Below are 19,694 nucleotides of genomic sequence, written 5' to 3'. Positions count from 1 at the left end.
ATCATGTACGTCATTCTGGCGCTCCTGGGAGGGTTGGCAGGCGGGTTTTTCAGCGGGCAGTCGCGCGGCCAGCGGGAACGGACCGCCCAGGACGACCGGCTGGAACGCGAGGCCCGCGCCGAGGCCGAACGCATCCGCGCTCAAGCGGAAGCCGAGGCCCGGCAGCTGCGTCATCAGGCCGAACAGGCCCGGCAAGACGCCGCCCGCCGCCTTCAGGACGCCGAGGACCGTGAGCGCCAGAGCGCCCAGGCGCTCGAGGCCCAGCGCGAACAGGCCCAGAGCCTGCGCGCCCAGGCCGAGGCCGAGCGCACCCGCGCCCTTCAGGACGCCGCCCGCGAGCGCGAGACCCTCAGCGCCGACCGCCAGGAGACCCGCCGCGAGCGCGACGAACTCAAGCGCGAGATCGAGCGCCTCAACCGCCGCGCCGAACAGCTCGACGCCCGGGGCGACAAGCTCGACGCCCTGGAAGAGCGGCTGGAAGAGGCCCTGCGGGCGCTTTCCACCCAGGAAGCCGAGCTGGCCGAACGCGCCCGGCAGGCCGACCTGCGGCTCTACGAGGTCGCGAACCTCTCGCCGGAAGCGGCCCGCGAGCAGATTCTCACCCAGCTCGACGCCGAGCTGGAGGAAGAAAAAGCCATCCGGATCAAGGCGATGACCGAGCGGGCCACCGCCGAGGCCAAGCGCACCGCCCGGCAGGTGATCGCCCAGGCGATTCAGCGCAGCGCCTCCGAGACGAGCGCGCAGCTCAGCGTGTCGGTCGTGCCGATTCCCAACGACGCGATGAAGGGCCGATTGATCGGGCGCGAGGGGCGCAACATCCGCGCCTTCGAGGCGCTGACGGGGGTGGACCTGATTATCGACGACACCCCCGAGGCCGTGATTCTCAGCTCTTTCAACCCGGTGCGGCGCGAGGTCGCCCGGCACGTGCTGGACGCGCTGGTGGCCGACGGGCGCATCCATCCCACCCGCATCGAGGAGATGGTCCACCGGGCGCAGGACGAGATGAAGACCTTCATGCACACCCAGGGCGAGGAGGCGGCCATCGAGGCGGGCGTGGTGGGCATCAAGCCGGGGCTGGTGCAGCTGCTGGGCCGGATGTACTTCCGCTCCAGCTACGGCCAGAACGTCCTCAAGCACTCGGTGCAGGTCGCGCACCTGACCGGCATCATGGCCGACGAACTGGGCCTGGACGCGGCCCTGGCCCGCCGCGCCGGGCTGATGCACGACGTGGGCAAGAGCATCGACCGCGAGATCGAGGGCACCCACGTGGAGATCGGGATCAACCTCGCCAAGAGATTCGGGGAACCCCAGGAGGTGATCGACGCCATCGCCCACCACCACGACCCGGAAAACGGCGAGACGCTCTACTCGGTCCTGGTCGCCGCCGCCGACGCGATCAGCGCGGCCCGGCCCGGCGCGCGGCGCGAGGAGCTGGAAGCCTACGTGCGGCGGCTCGAGCAGCTCGAACAGATCGCCGTCGCCTTTCCCGGCGTGCAGCAGGCCTACGCGATCCAGGCGGGGCGCGAGGTGCGCGTGATCGTGCAGCCGGACAAGATCACCGACGCCCAGGCCACCCTGCTGGCCCGCGAGATCGCCGGGCGCGTCGAGCAGGACATGGAATACCCCGGTCAGGTGCAGGTCACGGTGGTGCGCGAGAGCCGCGCGGTGGAGGTGGCCCGCTAGCGGCCGACCGGGTGACGGCACCAGGGAAGGGGGCGGCCCGCCGGATGCGTGGCCGCCCCTTCCCTGGTCGCCCCACCGGCCTCGGCGGGTGGCCCGTTCGCCCGGGCGGCCGCAAGGGTCACGCGGAACGTCCTGTCCCGCCACCCGAGCGGCTATGGGCTGACCTCCGGGCAGGGCTGAAGGCCGCGCTGAACACCATGGGGACGCCTCTCCTTCTCCGGACCACCGCCCGAGGAGGCGGCTTTTTTGTCGCCCTTCCCAAGGCGGTAGCCTGAGGGCATGACCTCCCCCGGCGCTCCGCTCAAATCTGCCGCCTGGCTGGCCGAGCACCTGACGGACCCCCGGGTCCGGGTGCTGGACTGCCGCTACGCCCTGACCGACCCGCTGGTGGGCCGTCTGGCCTACCTGGCAGGCCACGTGCCCGGCGCGGTCTACGCCGACCTGGAAACCGATCTGAGCGGCCCGGTGCGCCCGGGCGGGGCGGGCGGGCGCCACCCGCTGCCCGACCCGGCGGCGCTGGCAAGGTGGCTGGGGGGCGTGGGCATCGGCAATGCCCATGTGGTCGTCGCCTACGACGATCCCAGCACGGGGCAGGGCTTTTACGCCGCGCGGGCGTGGTGGCTGCTGCGCTGGCTGGGGCACCGTGAGGTCTACGTGCTTGACGGCGGCTGGCCCGCCTTCCTGGCAGCGGGCGGGCGGCCCAGCACCCAGGAACCCGACCACGCGCCCACGACCTTCACGCCCGATGTGCAGCCTGACATGGTCGCCACTGCCGAGGACGTGCAGCGCCGGGCGGCAGGCACCCTCCTGATCGACGCCCGCGCCCCGGCCCGCTACCGGGGCGACGTGGAGCCGCTCGACCGCAAGGCCGGGCATATTCCCGGCGCCGTGAACCGTGAGTGGGCCGGGGCGCTCGACGAACGCGGCCACTGGCGCGGCGCCGAGGCGCAGGCCGCGCGGCTCCGCGCCGGAGACGCCCCGACGATCACCTACTGCGGCAGCGGCATCTCGGCCACCCCGAACCTGCTGGCGCGCGAGCTGGCGGGGGTGCCGCTGGGGCCGGACAACCGCCTGTACGCCGGGTCGTGGAGCGACTGGGTCAGCGACGAGGCGCGGCCAGTGGCGACGGGGGAAGAACCCGCCTGAGCCTCAGCGCGTGCCCCCGTATCCGCCGGAGCAGGCCGCGCCGCGCTCGGGGGCGGTCGGCCCCTGCTCGTACCTGTCGAGAAAGACCCCCAGGCGCTCGTCGGAGGCGCTCTCGACCGGCAGCTGGGCGTTCCAGGCGCTGATCATGACCGGGCTGGGCAGGCCCTCGTAGGGGCTGAGCAGGGTGTAGGGGCGGCCATCGACCAGGGTTTTCAAGGCCGCCACCTCCTGTTGCGGCAGGTCGGGACGGTAGGTGACCCACACGGCGCCGTGTTCCAGGCTGTGGACGGCGTACTCGTTGTAAAGCGGCTGGTCGTACACGCCGCAGTTTTGCCAGCTCGCGTTGTGGGCGCCGCCCGCCGGGGGGGTCTCGGCGTAGACCAGCGAGCCGGTGCGGTGGTCGCCCCCCTGGTACTCGAAGGTCTTCAGGCCCTCGATGCCGCTCTGTCCGCAGGCGGCGAGGGAAAGGGGCAGCAGGGCCAGGCACAGGAGGCGTTTCATCGGTCCCCAGGGTAAAGGCAGAACGTGAAAAGTGCGCCCGCCCCCGGCAGGTGGGCGTGCCAGGCTAGAGCATGCCCGACCCCTCCACCTCTTCCCTGCCCGCGCTGCACCAGCCGGTCGTGTTCGTGGACACCGAGACGGGTGGGCGCGACCCGGCCCACCACCCGCTGCTCACCGTCGGCCTGGTCACCCTGACCCCGGCGGGCGAGGTCACCCGGCCGCTGCACCTGCGGCTGCGCCACGCGCAGTACGACGTGGAACCCGACGCGATGGCGGTCAACGGCATCGACCTCGCCGCGCACGACGCCGCCGCCCAGCCCCCGGAGGAGGTGGCTGACGCGATCCGCGCCTACGCCCGGGAGGCGGGCCGGGTGATGCTGGGCGGGCACAACCTGAGTTTCGACACCGGTTTTCTGCGCCCGCTGCTGCCCGACCTGTCCACCCTCTTTCGCCGCGGGCGGGTGGACACCAAGCTCAGCGCCCAGTTCCTGATTCACGCGGGGCTGCTGCCGCGCAAGGTGGGCACCGGCCTCGACCGGCTTGCCGGGCACTTCGGATTCGCGTACCGGGCGCACGACGCGCTGGAAGACGCGGCAGTTACGGCCCGGGTGTATGCCGAGCTGCTGCGGCTGACAGCGCAGTCCACCAGCAACAGAGAATAAACGGGAACCCTCGAGCCCAACCTGAAGGCCAAGGCCGAGTAGATCGCGAAAAATCAGTTAGGAGACTTGTGAAGGAACGCTGGCACACGACAGTCACAGAATTGATGAATCTCTTTCGTGAGAGCCTGATAGCGTTGATTCCTGTCATGGAGCGCAGCCACATCCCCTGGCGTGAACCCGACAGCTACGACGACTGGGGTTCGATTCAGGAAGCCCTCTACCGCAATATTGTCGAGAACACGATTCGCTGGGGCCTACCTGATCCACCGCAGGCCATTGACTTACCACCTCTCTCCCGCCTGAAAAGCTCATACGCGAACCTCGACTGGATAGAAGTGGTCCCCGGTAGCTCGTCCGGCGATACCACATTGATTTTTGTCGGTTTCTCCACCCACTCCAGGCCCTTTGATCATGTGGATATCTGGCGGGTGGATCAAGATGGCGTGCCTCAAGGCGAAGTAGAAAGCCTTCCGCTTTCAGAGGTCCGTTTCCACTTTAGCTGGCGTGGAAATGGGGATGTGCGGTCAGTCGTGGAGCGGCTCGATGTCCTTCTTTAGGCCCGTCGGCATCGGTCGAGGCAACTTGTAGATCTACTTTCGGGGCCATCGCCGCTGTTTCAATTATTCGTCCCGTACACGCACTGGCCTGTCCCCATCCCGCAGCCCCGGCGGACGGCCCCCCGGAAAAGTCGTCGTGAGGGGATCGACCGGGTGGTGGTCGGGCATCAGGTTGGCGGTCAGGCCGCGCGCCGCGAGCACCGGCAAAAAGCCCTCCATCACCTCCACCTCGCCGTGGACCAGCCACACGCGCGGGGTGCCGGTGGAGGCGAGAAAGGCCAGCAGGTCGTCCTGGTCGGCGTGGGCTGAAAAGCCACCGATGGTGTGGACCCGGGCGCGGACCTCGACCTCCTCGCCCATGATCTGCACCCGCGGCGCGCCCGCGAGGATGCGGCCCCCCAGGCTGCCGGGCGACTGGTAACTCACGATCACCAGGCGGGTGCTGGACTTTCCGAGGTGGCAGCGCAGGTGGTGCCCAATGCGACCGCCGGTCATCATGCCGTTGCCGGCCAGGATGATCGCGGGGCCGTCGTAGCGGTGCAGCCGCCGCGACTCGGCGCCGGTGGGCACGACGTGCAGCGTGGAGGGCCGGAAGGGGTCCTCACCGCGCGCCAGCGCCTCGCGGACGGGCGGCACGAGTTCCGCGCCGTACTCGAAATAGGCGCGGGTGGCGCGGGCCGCCATCGGAGAATCCAGAAAGACCGGGATGCGCGGGACCTCGCCGGACTCCATCAGGTCGCGCAGGGTCGCGAGGATGAGCTGGGCGCGCTCCAGCGCGAAGGTCGGAATCAGGATCTTGCCGCCTGCCCGGACGCTGTCCCGCAGCACGTCCGCGAACTCGGCGCGGGTGCCGGGCCAGGCGCGGTGGGTGCGGCCCGCGTAGGTGGCTTCCAGCACCACCGCGTCGGCGGGGGGCGGCGGCTCGAAATCGAGTTGCAGGCCGCTCCCTCGGTTGCCCAGGTCGCCCGAGAGGAGCAGCCGCTCCCCCGCGTGCTCGACCAGCAGGGAGGCGCTGCCCAGGATGTGCCCGGCCCGCCCCGGCGTGACCCGCAGCGGCCCCACCCGCGCCGTGTCCCCGAAGCGCAGGGTGGGCCGCAGCAGGTCGAGGGTGCGGTGAACGTCCGCCTCGTCGTAGAGCGGCTCAGGCACCTCGCCTTCGCGGCCCTCGCGGCGGGCGCGGCGCAGGGCGTGGCGGTAGCCCTCCACCTGCAAGCGGGCCGAGTCGAGCAACACCGTCTCGGCCAGCGCCGCCGTCGGCGCGGTGCAGTACACCGGCCCCCGGTAACCCCGGCGCACCAGCAGCGGCAGCCGCCCGACGTGGTCGAGATGCGCGTGGGTCAGGACCACCGCCGCCAGCTCGGCGGGGTCGAAGGGAAAGGCCTCGCGGTTGCGCGCCTCCAGCTCGGCCTCGCCCTGAAAGAGGCCGCAGTCGAACAGCACCTGCGCGCCCGCCACGCCGCCGTCCACGCTCAGCAGGTGGGCGCTGCCCGTCACCGTCAGCGCCGCCCCCAGACTCCGCAGTCGCATGGGGCAGTCTGCGCCAGCCGGGCGCCTGCGGTCTTCATCTGCCCTTCACAAATCAGGCGCGGCGGAGGGGGCGGGTGTACGTTCGGCGCATGACCGACCCCCTGATTTTTACGGCGGCCAGAGGCGAGGCTTCCGGGACAGACGCGGCCCCAGAGGGTTCTTCCTTTCAGCGGATCCTGATCGGCACCGACTTTTCCGCCACCGCCGACCACGCCCTGGAGCTGGCCCGCACCCGCTTTCCCGGCGCGCGGCGGCGGCTGGTCCACGTGACCGACGCGCGGGTGACCGCCACGCCCGACCTGATGGGCGGCCTGACCCCGGCCAGCCTGGACCCCTCGCTGCTGCACACCCTGGAGGACGCCGACGCGAGCCGCCTGGCGCGGCTGGTGCAGGAGGGCGAGGAAAGCGAGCTGCTGGTGGGCGACCCGGTGACGGGTCTGCTGGACGCCGCCGCGCGCTGGGAGGCCGACCTGATCGTGGTGGGCACCCACTCGCGCGGGGCCATCGAGCACTTCTTCGTGGGCAGCAGCGCCGAGAAACTGGTCGCGCGCAGCCCGCTGCCGGTGCTGACCGTGCGCCTGCCCGGCGAGGCCACGCGGTGAAGGTCGGGGTTCTCGGGGCCGGGCTGGTCGGGGCGACCGCCGCCTACGCCTTGACGCTGCGCGGCTCGTGCAGCGACCTGGTGCTGGTGGACAAGGACGAGGCCCGCGCCCGCGCGGAAGCCCAGGACATCGCGCACGCCGCGCCAGTCAGCCACGGTACCCGGGTGGGCAGCGGCGGGTACGCGGCCCTGGCGGAGTGCCGGGTGGTCATCGTCGCCGCCGGGGCCAACCAGCAGCCCGGCGAGAGCCGGTTGGACCTGCTGGACAAGAATGCTGCGATCTTCCGCGAGGTGATTCCGCAGGTGGCCCGGCACGCGCCGGACGCCGTGCTGCTGATCGCCACCAACCCGGTGGACATCCTGACCGAACTGGCGGGCCAGCTCGCGCCGGGGCAGCCGGTGCTGGGGTCGGGCACGGTGCTGGACTCGGCGCGCTTCCGGCACCTGATCGCGGAGCGCGCGGGTGTGGACGCCACCCATGTCCACGGCTACGTGCTGGGCGAGCACGGCGACAGCGAGGTCCTGGCCTGGAGCACCGCCAGCGTGGCGGGCCTGCCGGTGGCCGAGTTCATGGCGGCGCGCGGCCTGGAGTGGTCGGACGCGGTACGCGGCGAGATCGACGCCGGCACCCGCGACGCCGCCGCCGAGATCATCCAGGGCAAGCGCGCGACCTACTACGGCATCGGCGCGGCGCTGGCCCGCATCACCGAAGCGATTCTGGGTGACCGCCGCGCCGTTCTCACCATCAGCGCGCCCACTGCCGACTACGGCGTCTGCCTCAGCCTGCCGCGCATCGTGGGCGGGCGGGGCGTGGAGGCCACCCTGGCGCCTAGCCTGACCGCCGAGGAACAGGCGGCCCTGGAGGCCAGCGCTGACGTGCTGCGCGAGACAGGGCAGCGGCTGGCGGAATCGGGCCAGGGCTGAGCAAGGCGGCCGTCTCCCCTTGAGCCGTTCTTTCAGCGTTCTCCACGGCGGGCTGCCCGTGTCCGTCACCGGGGCGGGCCAGGGAGACCCCGCCCTGGTCCTGCTGTCCGGTCTGGGCGACCCGGCCTCTTGGTGGTGGACGTTCCCCCTGCCGGAGGAGGCGTTGCCCCACTGGCGAGGTGTGCCTGGCAGTCCGCAGCCGGGAATCGCCCCCGACCTCTCGGCCTGGACGCGGGTGGTGAGCTATGACCGCGCTGGGGTGGCCGCCAGCCCCGCGCCCGCCCATGACCGGACCTGGGCGGACCTGTACGGGGAACTGGACGCCGTGATTCAGGCGCTCCGCAGCCCCCTTCCACCGGTCCTGGTCGGCCACTCGCTGGGGGGCATGCTCGCCTCAACCTACGCGCGGCGCCGTCCGGGGCGGGTGGGCGGTCTGGCGCTGCTGGACCCGACCCCGCCGCCCCTTTCCGCGCCGCCCCCCGTACCCCTGCTGGAACCCCTGGCGCTGACGCCTTTTGGACCGGACGAGCTGGCGCCGGGCAGCTTCGGGAGCCTGCCGCTGGTGCTGCTTGCGCCTGCACGGCCGCCCACCCCCGCCGAGGCCCCGGGCCGGACCCAGGAGCAGCTCAGCGCCCGCTTTCGTGCCCGGCGCGCCCGGCATCTCGAATGGCTCGCCGCGTCCACCCGCAGCCGCGCCGTCTGGGTGGAGCACCCGGACCATTATGTCCATCTGGAGGAGCCGGGAGCCGTCGTGGACGCGGTGCGGCAGCTGTGGCAGGAGGTCGCCGGGCGGCAGCGATAACCCCGCTGCTGGAGCGGGGACGAGGTTCAGGGCGCGGAGGGCGGCGTTTCTGGCGGCGGGTTGACCGGGGGCGGCGCCTCACCCGGCGGCGGGGTCGTCGGGGGCGTGGGCGAGGTGGAAGGATTCCCCTCTTCCCCGTCCTGAAACTCACCCGTGATGGTTCCGCCCTCGCCCGCGCGGGCCACCACCTCGTTGCGGTCGAGGTCGTAGAGCAGCTCCTGGGCGCGCAGCACGTCGCCGCCCTGGATGCTCTCGGCAGGCTGGTCCGGCGTGCCGATCAAGCGGGCGGTGTTGGCCTGGTCGTCGTATTCGACGCGGGCGGCCTTGCTGACCCGGCCCCCGGCGCTGTTCAGGACCACGTTGCCGACCAGAACGGTCTGTTCCTCGTCCACGTTCACCTCGATGCGCTCGCCCGTGCCGGTCAGGGGACCGTCGTCGCTGGGGCGGGTGAAGGTGATCGGGCCGTCGATACGGGCGATGCCGTCCGTCTCGTCGTAGACCAATTGCTGGCCCTGGAGTTCGGTGCGGCCCTGGGTGACCAGCACGGTATTCGGAGCCGGGCGCGGGGTGGCTTCCACGGCGCAGCGGCTGAGGCGGTCGGTCTTGCCCTCGGGCGCGTTTTCCAGAAAGCGGGCGGTCCCGGCGCTGGCCTCGATGCGGCCGTCGCTGCCCTCCTCGCCCTCGGCGCTCTGGCGCTGGGTGACCAGGGCCAGCGGCACCCGGATCAGGTTCTTGTCGATGGTGATCTGCACGCCGCCCGGCCCCGTCTCGCTGAAGACCAGCAGGCTGGGCGCGTCGTCCGGCTCGCCCTCCTGCGGACCGCAGATCGTGAAGATGCCCGTCTCGTCGCTGGTCCCGGTGCGGACCACCCGGATGCGCCGCTCCTGGCCGTCGCCCCCCCGGCGCACGAGTTCCAGGCTGGCGTTCTCGGCCCCCGCCTCGGCTGGAAGCGTCTCAGGCGTCCCGGGTTCCGCGGGGGCAGGTGCGGGCGGCTGGGGGGACGGCGCCGGGGCGGGGGACACGGAGGGCGGAGTCTCCTGCGCCTGCACCCACACCGGCAGGACAGCCCCCACGGCCAGGGGCAGGGTCAGCGCCAGCAGCAGCGGTCGCCGCATCCTCATACCTTACCCCCGTCGCCCATCTATTCGGTCCGCAGCTTGAACTGCTCGGTGGGAATCTGGTAGGCGCTGTTCAGGGCACGCACGCGCGCCAGATCGGTGCGCTGCTCCAGGTACCCGCTGGCGGGCGCCCGAACCGTCACCTTGCTCTTGGAGTCCACGCTGACCGCGTTGCCGACCACGTAGGCGACGTTCTTCTTGTCGTCGTAGTACACGGCGTTGCCGGTGGTCGTCAGGGTGCCCTGCACCAGCCGCACGCCGCCGCGCACATACAGCGTGTTGGCCGCCGTGCGGGCGCGGACCTCCTGCGCGGTGATGGTGAGTTCCTTCTGGTTGCCCTTGGCCGCGCGGGTCAGGGTGGGGTTGCCGGTGAGCTGGGCGAGTTCGCGGTCCTCGTCGAAAATCAGCCGGTCGGCCCGGCCGCTCTGGTTGCCGTTGGTCAGGCGCACGTTCCCGGTGGAGGTGGACACGTTGTTGTCCACGTCCAGGCTCATCTGAGTGGCGCTGATGTTGACGGTGTCGCCGCTACTCTTGTCCTCGGGCACGAAGGTCGCGGTGGGGCCAGCGCTCATCACGCCCTGCCCGGTCGCCTCGTTGTAGGCGAGCTGCCCGCCCTTGGCCGTCAGGCGCCCGCGCGTGACCAGCACGTTGTCTTTGAAGCTGGCGGTGCGCTTGCCCTTGGCGGTCGTGAGGGGCGTTCCGGGGGGCGCGGCCAGGGTCGCCTGCGCAGCCTGAATCTGGAGGCTGCTCACGGTGGCCTTGACGGGGTTGCCGCTGAAGGTCAGCGGCCCGGTGCGCAGGTCGCCGCGCGGCGCCCCCTGGATATTGATGATGCGTTTCTCGCTGGTGCCCTGGGCGAGGACGGTGGTGGCGGCCAGCGCCAGGGTCAGCAGGGGAAGTTTCATTCGGTTCATGTCGGGTCTCCTGTCGGGGAAGGGGCGGGGGACGGCGGGTCGGAGGTCACACGTTTCCCGTTCACGCAGGTCTCGGTGGCGTCGAGGTCGCTGCTGAATTCCGCTGCGCCCGCGTCCAGAATCTGAAAGTCGAAGCTCATACGCAGTTGAGGAATCCGCGCCTTGAGTGACGGTGCATCCACCCTGGCCAGCGGGGCACTGAACCCGGCGCCCTGCTCGACCCGCACAGGCTGCCCCGGCGTGCCCTGAAGGTCGATGTCCGCACACTCCTGCACCAGGGTGATGCGGGCCTGACGGGTCAGCATGTTGTCCTGCGCGTCGATGGTGAGGTCGGGGGCGTCCAGCGTGGCGTCGAGGACCGGCGCTCCGGCAGGCTGGCCGCCCTCGCCGCGCCGCTGCACCCAGCGCCCGCCGTTGGACAGCCCGGTCAGCCGGGTCTCGCCCGCCAGCGGATCGCTGGTCACCTGCCCGGCCTGAAAGCGCCACACGGCGTCCGGGTCGCGGGCCGGATACAGGTTCAGCGCCACGCCCTCCAGCGTCGCCCCGGTGCGCGCCGCGCCTCCCCCCGTGCCCGGCAGCAGCGCGAACACCGCCGCGAACAGGGCCAGCCCGGCCAGTACCCACACCCCCACTTTCAGCACGCGGGCACTCTAGCGCCCCCCCCTCATGAGAGTGGTGGGGGGGGACTGACGGGAGGTGAGTGGGCCGGGGGAAGCGGGCGGCGCGACCCCGGAAAGCGCCCCGCGCCGCGCACCGCCCCCCGCGCACCGCGTACCCTCTCCCCCATGATCGACACCCACTGCCACCTCGATTTTCTGGACGACCCGGCCTCGGCGCGGGACGAACTCGGCCTCACGGGGATGGTCTGCATCGGCGCCAGCCCCGAGCACGCGCGCAACGCGGTGGCGCTGGCCGAGACGTTCCCGGACGTGTGGGCGACCGTGGGCCTGCACCCGACGAGCAGCGGGGAGGACAGCCCGGACGCCCGCACCGACCTCGAAGCCCTGGCGCTGCATCCCCGGGTGGTCGGCATCGGGGAGAGCGGGCTGGACGACTACTGGGACGACACCCGGCGGGCCGCGCAGCTTTCCGCCTTCGAGTGGCAACTCGACCTCGCCGCGCGGGTGGGCAAGCCGCTGGTGATTCACGTGCGCGACAAGGCCGGACAGGACTCGGCGCACCGGGGCGTGATGGACGTGCTGGCCGCCTGGCCGGACCTTCCCGTCATCCTGCACTGCTTTTCGGGGCATCCGGGGCTGCGGCGCTGCGGCGTCGAACGCGGCGCGTATTTCGGCTTTGCGGGCAACACGACCTACAAGAACGCCCGCGAGATTCAGGAGGCGGCCCGCACGGTGCCGCTGAGTCAGCTGCTGCTGGAAACCGACGCGCCCTTTCTGGCCCCGGTGCCCAGACGCGGCAAGCCCAACCGCCCCGGCTACGTGCGCCACACGCTGGAGTTCGTCGCCGCGCTGCGCGGGCTGGAGGCGGGCGAGCTGGAGCGCGTGACCGACGAGAACGCCCGGCGCGTGTACCGTCTCCCCGGCGGGTAGACTCGTCCCGGTCCTCTCTCACCTCCCACAACCCACTTTCCACCCCCCGGAGCCTCCCATGATCGACGAATTCGCCGTCTTCGACCTGCTCTCGCCCGACGAGAGACTCATCCGCGAGAGCGTGCGCGGCTTTTGCGACGCGGAACTGCTGCCCAAGATCGCCGACTGGTGGGACCGGGGCGAGCTGCCCGTGCGCGAGGTGATGCGGCAGTTCGGGCAGATGGGCCTGCTCGGCCCCACCACCCCGGAGGCCTACGGCGGCGCAGGCACGTCCTACAGCGCCTACGGGGCGATGATGTACGAGCTGGAGCGGGTGGACAGCGGCCTGCGGTCGGCCGCCAGCGTGCAGGGCAGCCTGGTGATGTTCCCCATCCACGAGTACGGCTCCGAGGAGCAAAAGCAGAAGTACCTGCCCGGCCTGGCGTCCGGCGAACTGATCGGCTGCTTCGGCCTCACCGAACCCGACGGCGGCTCGGACCCCGGCGCCATGCGGACCCGCGCCCGCCGGGACGGCGACGGGTACGTCCTGAACGGCAACAAGATGTGGATCACCAACAGCCCGGAAGCCGACCTCGCGGTGGTGTGGGCCAAGGACGAGGAAGGCGTGGTGCGCGGCTTTGTCGTGCCCACCGACGCGCCCGGCTTCAGCGCGCCCAAGATCGAGCGCAAGATGAGCCTGCGCGCCTCGGTGACGGGCGAGATCGTGCTGGAGGACTGCCGCATTCCGGCCGCCAACCTGCTGCCGGGGTCGGGGGGGCTGCGGTCGCCGCTCTCGTGCCTCACCTCGGCCCGCTTCGGGATCGCCTGGGGCGCGCTGGGGGCGCTGGAGGCGGTATTGGCGGCGGCGCTGGAGTACACCGGCAGCCGCACGACCTTCGGCAAACCCATCGCCTCGCGCCAGCTGGTGCAGGACAAGCTGGTCCGCATGGCGACCGACCACTCGGCGGGGCTGCTGCTGGCGTGGCGGCTCGGGCAGCTCAAGGACGCGGGCCGCATGAACTTCGCGCAGGTCAGCCTCGCCAAGCGCAACAACGTCCGCGTCGCGCTGACGGGCGCGCGGCTGGCCCGCGAGCTGCTGGGCGGCAACGGCATCACCACCGAGTACCCGGTGATCCGCCACATGCTCAACCTGGAGACCGTGGACACCTACGAGGGCACCCACGACATCCACACCCTGATCGTCGGGCGGCACCTGACCGGGGTGGGCGCGCTGGAATGACCGGGGTCGTGGAGGCGGTCAGCCTCAGCCCGGTCCACAGCTTCAGCAAATACCTTCAGCCCGAGGTGCGGCTCCTCGCGGGGCTGGGCGTGGCGGGCGACGCGCACGCGGGCGGGACCGTCCAACACCGCTCGCGGGTGGCGCAGAACCCGGAGCAGCCCAACCTGCGGCAAGTCCACCTCCTGCACGCCGAGCTGCTGGAGGAACTGGCCCGGCAGGGCTTCACGGTGCGCCCCGGCGACCTGGGCGAAAATGTGCTGACGCGCGGCGTGGACCTGCTGAGCCTGCCCAGGGGCACCCGCCTGCATCTGGGCGGGGAGGCGGTGGTGGAGGTCACGGGCCTGCGCAATCCCTGCGCGCAGATCGGCGCCTTCCAGCCCGGATTGCTCGCGGCGGTGCTGGGGCGGGACGAGCACGGCGGGTTGATTCGCAAGGCGGGTGTGATGGGGGTCGTGCGGGCGGGGGGCGTGGTCCGGCCGGGTGACCGGGTGCGCGTGGAGTTGCCGCCGGAGCCGCACGCGGCGCTGGAGCGGGTCTAGGTGCGCATCAGGAGGGCAGCCCCGGATACAGCCGGAATCCGGGTTTACGGCGGTGCGCGAACCGCGAGTAAAACGCCTCCGCACCCTCCTCGGCGAGCAGGTCCACCCGCTTGCCCCCCGCCCGCGCGAAGGTTTCCTCGACGAGTCGCCGCCCCAGGCCCCTTCCCCGCGCCTCCGGGTGGACGACCAGCAGCACGAGGAAGGCCTGAATCACCCCGTCGCCCAGCATCTGCGCCACGCCGAGCACCCGGTCCCCCTGTACAGCGACGAGGGTGGTGACTCCGGGATTGGTGAGCGCCCGCCAGGTCATCCCGGCATCTTCCGTGTACGACCCGTATCCTTCCGCCCCGCACAGGGCCATGACGCCGGGCAGATGTTCACGACCGACGACCTTCAGCTCCATATCCCCCATCCTTACCACCACCCCCGGCGCTTGAACAGGTAGGCCAGCAGCCCGGCGATCAAGAGGAAACTCGCCCAGGCCAGCGCGTAGCCGTAACGCCAGGGCAGCTCGGGCATGTGCCGGAAGTTCATGCCCCACACGCCCGCCAGGAAGGTCAGCGGCAAGAAGACCACGCTGACGGCGGTCAGGGTCCGCATCACCTCGTTCATGCGCTGGCTTTGCAGGTTCAGGTGCAGGTCGAGCAGGCTGGTGAGGTGGTCGCGCAGCAGGTCCACCCGGCTGGCGGCGCGGGTAAAGGAGTCCTGCACGTCGCGGTAGCGCACCAGGTCGGCGGCGCCGCCGTCCGCGTGCCGGGCCAGCAGGGCGGTCGCCTCGCGGGCGTCGGTCGCCAGACGCCGGGCGTGCGCCAGCAGGTGCTTGAGGGCGAACACGTCCCCGACCGGGTTTTGCCGCCCGTCGGTAAAGACGCGCTCCTCCAGGGCGTCCACCCGCGTCTCCAGGGTGTCGGCCAGCGCGAAGAAGCTGTCGGCGGTCTCGTCGAGCAGCTCGTAGACGATCTCGGGCGGCGTGTTCACGCTCCCTCGGCCCAGCAGTTTCCAGACCGCCTCCAGCGCGCGGGTGCCCTGGCTGCTGAGGGTGAGGACCGCGTCGGGAAACAGGAAAACGCTGACGCGCTCGGTGAACTCGTCCGCCTCGGCGGGGCGCGCGAACGAGCGGACGGTGATGAAGGTGTGCTCGGGGTAGGCCTCGGCGCGGCTCCAGTGGCCGCGTTCCAGCGCGTCCTCGACCGCCAGGCGGTTGAGGGGAAAAGCGGCGCGCAGCCGCTCCAGCTCAGGCGGCGTGACCGCCTGCGCGTCCACCCACACCTGCCCGGTCTGCCCGGTCCACTCCAGGTCGCTGCCGGTCAGGGTCTTGGCGCGAATCATCGCAGACAGGCTACCCGCTGGACTGGGGGGTGAGGGACGCGCGCTGGGGTGGACCGGGCAGGGTGCGCTGGCCGCGCCGGGCGCGTACCCTGGGGCGGTGATGCGGTTCCCGTCCCATACGTTCCCGAACCGGGAAAGCGCCGGTTCGCTCACGCCTTTCCCGGCAACTGTCTTTTCCTGCCCGGGCCAGACAGGGACGACTCCTGGCCCCGTTGGGCCGCAAGCCCCATGAATGCGTGGCTGTGGGTGATGGCGGGCGGCGCGGTGGGGGCCGCCGCGCGGTACGGCGTGCAACTGGCGCTGTGGCCGCTGGTGTCGCGCGGTGGGTTTCCCTGGGCGGTGCTGGGCATCAACGTGGTGGGGTCCTTTGCGCTGGGCCTCACCCTCAGTCTGGTGGGGCGCGGGCTGTGGCCGGAGGCGGCGCGGCTGGCCTTCGGGACCGGGGTGCTGGGGGCGTTCACGACCTTTTCGACCTTCAGCGTGGAGCTGGACGAGCTGCTCACGCGCGGGGCGGGGGGGCTGGCCGCGCTGTACGCCGCCCTCAGCGTGGGCCTGGGCGTGGGGGCGGCGGCGGCAGGCCGCGTGCTCGGGGCGCGGCTGTGAGGGGAGGCAGACAGTGACCGGGCGCAGACGCAAGAAGAGCGAGACCCCCCGCCCACCCGAGCAGTTTCTCGACCTCGCGGACGTGCTGGCCTACGTGGGGCAGGTCATCGCGCGGGGGGTGCCCGGCGCGGTGTGGGTGCGTGCCGAGATCGCTTCCCTGACCGACCGCCGCCACCTCTACCTCGATCTGGTGCAGCTGGGCGAGGAAGGCGAGGTCGCCAAGTGCCGCGCGACCGTGTGGGCGCGCGAGCGCTACGCCCTGGAGGGCAAGTTCCGCCGGGCGACCGGGGGAACGTTGACGGCGGGTCTCAAGGTGCTGCTGTTTTGCACCGCCGAGTTTCATCCCCAGTACGGCTTTTCCCTCAACGTGCTCGACGTGGCGCCCGAGTTCACCCTGGGCGACGCGGCGCTGCGCCTCGAGGCCCTGCGGGAGACGCTGGTGCGCGAGGGCGTATACGGGCTGAACCGCACCCTGCCCACCCCGACCGACTTCGCGCGGGTGGCGGTCATCAGCCCCGAGGGGGCAGCGGGCCTGGGCGACTTCCGGCGCGAGACGGACGCGCTGGAGGCCGCCGGGGTGGTGGAGTTCGTGTATCTGGAAGCGACCTTCCAGGGGGCGGCGGCGTCGGCCAGCCTGACGGCGGCCGTGGCGCAGGCGCGCGCGGCGCACGAGCACGCGCCTCTCGACGCGCTGGTGCTGATCCGGGGCGGGGGGGCCGTGACCGACCTGGCCTGGCTCAACGATCTGGCGCTGGCCCGCGCCCTCGCCACCTTTCCGGCGCCCGTGATCACCGGGCTGGGCCACGCCCGCGACGATACCCTCCCCGACGAGGTGGCGGCCCTCCGCACCGACACGCCCAGCAAGGCCGCCGCCCTGATCGTGCGGACGGTGGCGGAGGCCGCCGCCCAGGCCCAGGACCAGGCCCGCACCATCCGCGCCCACGCCCGCGAGGTGCTGGTCAACGCCGACGCCGGGGCCAGGTGGACCCTGGACCGCCTCCTCACGGCGGCCCGCCGCCAGACCGACGCCGCCCACACCCAGACTGACGCCCTGATGCGCCAGGCCCTGGGCCTGACGCCCCAGCGCACCCTGGCACGCGGCTACGCCCTGGTGCGGGATCAGGAGGGCCAGCCCGTGACGCGGGCCGCAGCCGTGCAGCCGGGGGAGACCCTGACCCTGGAATTCGCGGACGGCGTGGTCGGCGTGCGGGCGGAGGGGAGGTAGGGCGGAGAGGGGGACAGGGCTGGTTCACCCCCTCTGCAAGCCGCTCTGCGAGTCAAGGGGGTGGAGAAACGGCGCTCAAGCTTGGGCTTTCTAAAAACGGGCACAGCGGACGCCGCACAGGTATGGGCGCATGGAGTCCGCACCGCCTTCCCCCCGCCCTGCTCACGCAGCGAGACGGTGGCCGCGACGGGGCCGCACCAAGATCCAACATTGGGTTTGAGGATTACGCCCTCCCAGCGCTGCCCGTCTGCCCTTGCCGAGCGCAGCGCTTCGCTCCCCCTGCCCCCTGGGGAGGGGGCTGGGGGGTGGGCGCCTTCGACCTAATGCGCCCCCGCCACCACCCGAACCACCTCATCCTGCACCGCCCGCAGCGTCAGGATCGGACTGTCCTCCGGCCCGTTCATCAGCACGGCAAAGGCCAGCGTATGCCCGCTGCGCCCCGTGACGTACCCCGCGAGCGCCGAGACCCCCGGCAGGGTGCCCGTCTTGGCCCGCACGTCCAGCCCGCTGCCCCCGAGTCTCAGCGCCAGCGTGCCGCCGCGCCCGTCCTTGTCGCCCCCGGTGCCCGCCTGCGGCAGCGCCTCGGCAAAGACGTTGCGGCGTGCCCGGTAGGTGCCGGCTGGCAACTCGGCCTGCGCCCCCCCCACCCGGTAGGGCAGGTCGTGCATGACGTCCAGCAGGTCTACCAGCGCGCGCGGCGTCAGGCGGTTTTCGCGGCTCAGGCCGCTGCCATCCGCGAGGTGAACGCCCCGCAGGTCCACCTGCAAGCGGCGCAGCACCGCGCGCTCGCGGCGCAGGGCGCTGTGCAGCGTGCCGCCCATGCCGGGGCGCACGGCCAGGGTGGCGAGCAGTTCCTCGGACAGCAGGTTGTCGCTGGGACGCAGGGTGGCGGCCAGCACCCCGGAAGGCGGCGCGCTGCGCACCGAGGCCACCCCCTGCTCGGGGCGGCGCTCCGCAGGAATCAGCGGGTCGGGCGGCAGCCACTTTCCCCGCGCGTCGCGGCGCGGAGGCGGAATGTAGGGGGAGAAGGCGGGCGCGGTCCCCACCGTGTCGGACGCGACCCGCACCCCGGCGCGGCGCAACTCCGCGATCAGCGCCGCGCCCGCCCGCGCCCTGGCCTCGGCGGCGGAGGCCGGGGACGCGTCTTGCCACTCGGCCAGGCGCAGGGGGGTCATGGGCACGCCCAGCACCAGGTCCTGCCAGCCCCGCGCGCTGAGACGCGTCTCGTCAAGGCGGACCTCACCGACCTCGCGCAGGCCCCGGGCAAAGGCCTGCTTGGCCAGCGCCCTGAGGCTGTTGGGGCCGCCCGCCACGCGGAGGGTCGGGTCGGCCCCGCCGCGCAGGGTCAGGTGCGGCGCGCTCGCGCGGCTTCCGCCCGCAGCGGGGCGGGTCAGGTCGGTGCTCCACCAGCCGTCCGCCCCGCCCCGGTCCACCAGCACCGAGGCCGCCGTGACCAGCTTCACCGTACTCGCCGGAATCAGCGGGACGCCTGCCCCGCGCGCTTCCAGCACCTGCCCGGTCTCCAGGTCGCGCACCAGCAGGCCCACCCGCACGCCCTCCGGCAGCCCGGCCAGGGCGCGCTCCACGGCGGGGCTGAGGGGGACGCCCGGTACCGGCGCCGCCACCCGCCGCAGGGTCACGTCCGCCGCGGCCGGGGCCTGCGCCCGCGACCCCGTCAGCCCGGCCAGCAGGGCGAGGACAGTCAGGTTGAGGGCCAGCAAAAAGCGCACCTGCGCAAGATAGCGGCAGACCGGGGGCCGTGATGCCCCCTATCTCCCGGGACCTGCCGGACAGCCTGCGCCGGGGCGACCTCTCGCCTTGCCCCCGCTGTGTGCCCCCGCCGTGGTCGCAGCGCCCGCACCCCCCACGTCCCTGCCGTCCGGGGCGACGAGAAGCGCTGGCCCTGCGCCGAGGTCAGCTTTCTTGCCCTGGCAGCGCCAGCCCCATGCGGCGGTACATCCCGTACTGCGGGGCGCCGCCCAGCATGTTCTGGCCGCCGTCCACCGGCAGGATGACCCCGGTCACGTAGCTCGCCGCGTCGGACACCAGAAAGAGGGCCGCGTTGGCGATGTCCTGCGGCACGCCGAAGCGGCCCAGCGGCACGGTGTCGATGAACCCCTGCCGGGTCTTCTCGTCGGGAGCGAGGCGGGCCATTCCCTCGGTGCCGTCGATGGGGCCGGGAATGATCGCGTTGACCCGGATGCCCCTCAGGCCCCACTCCACCGCCAGCGTCTGTGTCAGGGCGTCCACCCCCGCCTTGGCCGCGACCACGTGCGCCTGCATGGGCACCGGCACCCCGTAGGCGCTGATGCTCAGGACGTTGCCGCCGGGCGCCTTCAGGTGCGGGGCGCACGCCTTGATGGTGTTGTAGGTGCCCAGCAGGTCGATGTCCACGACCGTCTTGAAGCCGTTGGGTGAAATGCCGTCCACCGGAGCCGGAAAGTTCCCCGCCGCCCCCGCCAGCACGATGTCGAGCGGCCCAAAGGCGTCCACGCCCGCCTGCGCCGCCGCCTGAAGGGCCGCGAAATCGCGCACGTCCGCGCTGACGCCCAGGGCACGTCCCCCCGCTTCGGTGATCCCGCGCGCCGCGTTCTGCGCCTTTTCCAGGTTGCGGCCCAGGATGGTCACCGCGCAGCCGTGCGCCGCGAAACTCCGCGCGATGCCGAGGTTGATGCCGCTGCCGCCCCCCGTGATCAGGGCGTGCTTGCCGCGCAGCAGGTCGGGGCGGAAGGTGGTGGCGGGGTCGTGGGGCTGGGTCATGGGCAGGCTCCTTGAGGGGGGATGTGGGGTGCGG

21 protein-coding genes are annotated in these 19,694 nt (G+C 72.2%); 12 read left to right on the top strand and 9 right to left on the bottom strand.

Annotated elements, in window-relative coordinates:
- Positions 1-3: 3 nt before the first annotated feature.
- Positions 4-1,683: a ribonuclease Y gene (gene rny / locus HNQ09_RS15935; protein WP_221269911.1), complete on the top strand. Its 1,680-nt coding sequence runs from the start codon at positions 4-6 to the stop codon at positions 1,681-1,683.
- Between the two features lie 279 nt (positions 1,684-1,962).
- Entirely contained in the window at positions 1,963-2,829 is an 867-nt protein-coding gene (locus HNQ09_RS15930) for a sulfurtransferase (RefSeq protein ID WP_184031321.1), read from the top strand.
- A gap of 3 nt (positions 2,830-2,832) precedes the next feature.
- Here the strand turns inward: HNQ09_RS15930 and HNQ09_RS15925 are convergent, their stop codons facing one another.
- Entirely contained in the window at positions 2,833-3,330 is a 498-nt protein-coding gene (locus HNQ09_RS15925; protein WP_184031319.1) for a thioredoxin-like domain-containing protein, read from the bottom strand.
- A gap of 71 nt (positions 3,331-3,401) precedes the next feature.
- Between HNQ09_RS15925 and HNQ09_RS15920 the strand changes: the two genes are divergently transcribed.
- Positions 3,402-3,992 (top strand): 3'-5' exonuclease, encoded by a 591-nt coding sequence (locus HNQ09_RS15920; RefSeq protein WP_184031318.1) that lies wholly within the window; start codon positions 3,402-3,404, stop codon positions 3,990-3,992.
- A 68-nt stretch (positions 3,993-4,060) separates the two neighbouring features.
- Positions 4,061-4,549, top strand: coding sequence for a hypothetical protein (locus HNQ09_RS15915; RefSeq protein WP_184031317.1), 489 nt, complete (start codon positions 4,061-4,063; stop codon positions 4,547-4,549).
- A 63-nt stretch (positions 4,550-4,612) separates the two neighbouring features.
- On the opposite strand, the gene HNQ09_RS15910 is transcribed toward HNQ09_RS15915, so the two are convergent.
- Positions 4,613-6,076: an MBL fold metallo-hydrolase RNA specificity domain-containing protein gene (locus HNQ09_RS15910; protein ID WP_184031316.1), complete on the bottom strand. Its 1,464-nt coding sequence runs from the start codon at positions 6,074-6,076 to the stop codon at positions 4,613-4,615.
- A gap of 89 nt (positions 6,077-6,165) precedes the next feature.
- Between HNQ09_RS15910 and HNQ09_RS15905 the strand changes: the two genes are divergently transcribed.
- The 3 genes from HNQ09_RS15905 to HNQ09_RS15895 are packed head-to-tail and all read left to right on the top strand — an operon-like array spanning position 6,166 to position 8,403.
- Positions 6,166-6,678: a universal stress protein gene (locus tag HNQ09_RS15905; RefSeq protein ID WP_184031315.1), complete on the top strand. Its 513-nt coding sequence runs from the start codon at positions 6,166-6,168 to the stop codon at positions 6,676-6,678.
- Positions 6,675-7,601, top strand: a complete 927-nt coding sequence (locus tag HNQ09_RS15900; RefSeq protein ID WP_184031314.1) for an L-lactate dehydrogenase — start codon at positions 6,675-6,677, stop codon at positions 7,599-7,601. Before HNQ09_RS15905 ends, HNQ09_RS15900 begins: the two co-directional genes overlap by 4 nt.
- A 19-nt stretch (positions 7,602-7,620) precedes the next feature.
- Positions 7,621-8,403, top strand: coding sequence for an alpha/beta fold hydrolase (locus HNQ09_RS15895; protein WP_184031313.1), 783 nt, complete (start codon positions 7,621-7,623; stop codon positions 8,401-8,403).
- A 26-nt stretch (positions 8,404-8,429) separates the two neighbouring features.
- Here the strand turns inward: HNQ09_RS15895 and HNQ09_RS15890 are convergent, their stop codons facing one another.
- Genes HNQ09_RS15890 through HNQ09_RS15880 form a run of 3 tightly spaced genes read right to left on the bottom strand, consistent with a single transcriptional unit; the run spans position 8,430 to position 11,076 of the window.
- A complete protein-coding gene (locus HNQ09_RS15890; RefSeq protein ID WP_184031310.1) occupies positions 8,430-9,518 on the bottom strand; it encodes an LptA/OstA family protein in 1,089 nt (362 codons plus the stop codon).
- 26 nt (positions 9,519-9,544) lie between these two features.
- Complete coding sequence (locus HNQ09_RS15885; protein WP_184031308.1) at positions 9,545-10,435, bottom strand: LptA/OstA family protein; 891 nt, start codon at positions 10,433-10,435, stop codon at positions 9,545-9,547.
- Positions 10,432-11,076: a hypothetical protein gene (locus HNQ09_RS15880; protein WP_184031306.1), complete on the bottom strand. Its 645-nt coding sequence runs from the start codon at positions 11,074-11,076 to the stop codon at positions 10,432-10,434. The genes HNQ09_RS15885 and HNQ09_RS15880 overlap by 4 nt, the downstream gene beginning before the upstream one ends.
- Positions 11,077-11,220: 144 nt before the next feature.
- Here HNQ09_RS15880 and HNQ09_RS15875 point away from each other — a divergent pair, with 144 nt between their 5' ends.
- From HNQ09_RS15875 to HNQ09_RS15865, 3 genes are read left to right on the top strand one after another with little or no spacing between them, the layout of a single operon-like run.
- Complete coding sequence (locus tag HNQ09_RS15875) at positions 11,221-11,985, top strand: TatD family hydrolase (RefSeq protein WP_184031304.1); 765 nt, start codon at positions 11,221-11,223, stop codon at positions 11,983-11,985.
- 58 nt (positions 11,986-12,043) lie between these two features.
- The gene (locus tag HNQ09_RS15870; protein ID WP_184031302.1) at positions 12,044-13,204 is read left to right on the top strand and encodes an acyl-CoA dehydrogenase family protein; all 1,161 of its coding nucleotides are present in this window, start codon (positions 12,044-12,046) and stop codon (positions 13,202-13,204) included.
- Positions 13,201-13,743: an MOSC domain-containing protein gene (locus HNQ09_RS15865; RefSeq protein ID WP_184031301.1), complete on the top strand. Its 543-nt coding sequence runs from the start codon at positions 13,201-13,203 to the stop codon at positions 13,741-13,743. The genes HNQ09_RS15870 and HNQ09_RS15865 overlap by 4 nt, the downstream gene beginning before the upstream one ends.
- A 7-nt stretch (positions 13,744-13,750) precedes the next feature.
- Here the strand turns inward: HNQ09_RS15865 and HNQ09_RS15860 are convergent, their stop codons facing one another.
- Both HNQ09_RS15860 and HNQ09_RS15855 read right to left on the bottom strand, forming a co-directional pair.
- Entirely contained in the window at positions 13,751-14,146 is a 396-nt protein-coding gene (locus HNQ09_RS15860) for a GNAT family N-acetyltransferase (RefSeq protein ID WP_184031299.1), read from the bottom strand.
- An 11-nt stretch (positions 14,147-14,157) separates the two neighbouring features.
- A complete protein-coding gene (locus tag HNQ09_RS15855) occupies positions 14,158-15,072 on the bottom strand; it encodes a magnesium transporter CorA family protein (RefSeq protein ID WP_184031297.1) in 915 nt (304 codons plus the stop codon).
- Between the two features lie 228 nt (positions 15,073-15,300).
- On the opposite strand from HNQ09_RS15855, the gene HNQ09_RS15850 reads away from it, so the two are divergent.
- Positions 15,301-15,675: a fluoride efflux transporter FluC gene (locus HNQ09_RS15850; protein ID WP_184031295.1), complete on the top strand. Its 375-nt coding sequence runs from the start codon at positions 15,301-15,303 to the stop codon at positions 15,673-15,675.
- 13 nt (positions 15,676-15,688) lie between these two features.
- Complete coding sequence (gene xseA / locus HNQ09_RS15845; protein WP_184031293.1) at positions 15,689-16,900, top strand: exodeoxyribonuclease VII large subunit; 1,212 nt, start codon at positions 15,689-15,691, stop codon at positions 16,898-16,900.
- Positions 16,901-17,220: 320 nt separating this feature from the next.
- Here the strand turns inward: xseA and HNQ09_RS15840 are convergent, their stop codons facing one another.
- Positions 17,221-18,630, bottom strand: a complete 1,410-nt coding sequence (locus HNQ09_RS15840; protein ID WP_184031291.1) for a D-alanyl-D-alanine carboxypeptidase — start codon at positions 18,628-18,630, stop codon at positions 17,221-17,223.
- A 184-nt stretch (positions 18,631-18,814) separates the two neighbouring features.
- Positions 18,815-19,660, bottom strand: coding sequence for an SDR family oxidoreductase (locus tag HNQ09_RS15835; protein ID WP_184031289.1), 846 nt, complete (start codon positions 19,658-19,660; stop codon positions 18,815-18,817).
- Positions 19,661-19,694: the final 34 nt, after the last annotated feature.

This window comes from Deinococcus budaensis, assembly GCF_014201885.1.
Taxonomy (GTDB): Bacteria; Deinococcota; Deinococci; order Deinococcales; family Deinococcaceae; genus Deinococcus; species Deinococcus budaensis.
This window is presented reverse-complemented; position numbering and strand designations above follow the sequence as displayed.

Coding starts and splice junctions, on each gene's coding strand:
- rny (WP_221269911.1), top strand. CDS start 4: ATGTACGTCATTCTGGCGCTCCTGGGAGGGTTGGCAGGCGGGTTTTTC.
- HNQ09_RS15930 (WP_184031321.1), top strand. CDS start 1,963: ATGACCTCCCCCGGCGCTCCGCTCAAATCTGCCGCCTGGCTGGCCGAG.
- HNQ09_RS15925 (WP_184031319.1), bottom strand. CDS start 3,330: ATGAAACGCCTCCTGTGCCTGGCCCTGCTGCCCCTTTCCCTCGCCGCC.
- HNQ09_RS15920 (WP_184031318.1), top strand. CDS start 3,402: ATGCCCGACCCCTCCACCTCTTCCCTGCCCGCGCTGCACCAGCCGGTC.
- HNQ09_RS15910 (WP_184031316.1), bottom strand. CDS start 6,076: ATGCGACTGCGGAGTCTGGGGGCGGCGCTGACGGTGACGGGCAGCGCC.
- HNQ09_RS15905 (WP_184031315.1), top strand. CDS start 6,166: ATGACCGACCCCCTGATTTTTACGGCGGCCAGAGGCGAGGCTTCCGGG.
- HNQ09_RS15890 (WP_184031310.1), bottom strand. CDS start 9,518: ATGCGGCGACCGCTGCTGCTGGCGCTGACCCTGCCCCTGGCCGTGGGG.
- HNQ09_RS15885 (WP_184031308.1), bottom strand. CDS start 10,435: ATGAACCGAATGAAACTTCCCCTGCTGACCCTGGCGCTGGCCGCCACC.
- HNQ09_RS15875 (WP_184031304.1), top strand. CDS start 11,221: ATGATCGACACCCACTGCCACCTCGATTTTCTGGACGACCCGGCCTCG.
- HNQ09_RS15870 (WP_184031302.1), top strand. CDS start 12,044: ATGATCGACGAATTCGCCGTCTTCGACCTGCTCTCGCCCGACGAGAGA.
- HNQ09_RS15865 (WP_184031301.1), top strand. CDS start 13,201: ATGACCGGGGTCGTGGAGGCGGTCAGCCTCAGCCCGGTCCACAGCTTC.
- HNQ09_RS15860 (WP_184031299.1), bottom strand. CDS start 14,146: ATGGAGCTGAAGGTCGTCGGTCGTGAACATCTGCCCGGCGTCATGGCC.
- HNQ09_RS15855 (WP_184031297.1), bottom strand. CDS start 15,072: ATGATTCGCGCCAAGACCCTGACCGGCAGCGACCTGGAGTGGACCGGG.
- HNQ09_RS15850 (WP_184031295.1), top strand. CDS start 15,301: ATGAATGCGTGGCTGTGGGTGATGGCGGGCGGCGCGGTGGGGGCCGCC.
- HNQ09_RS15835 (WP_184031289.1), bottom strand. CDS start 19,660: ATGACCCAGCCCCACGACCCCGCCACCACCTTCCGCCCCGACCTGCTG.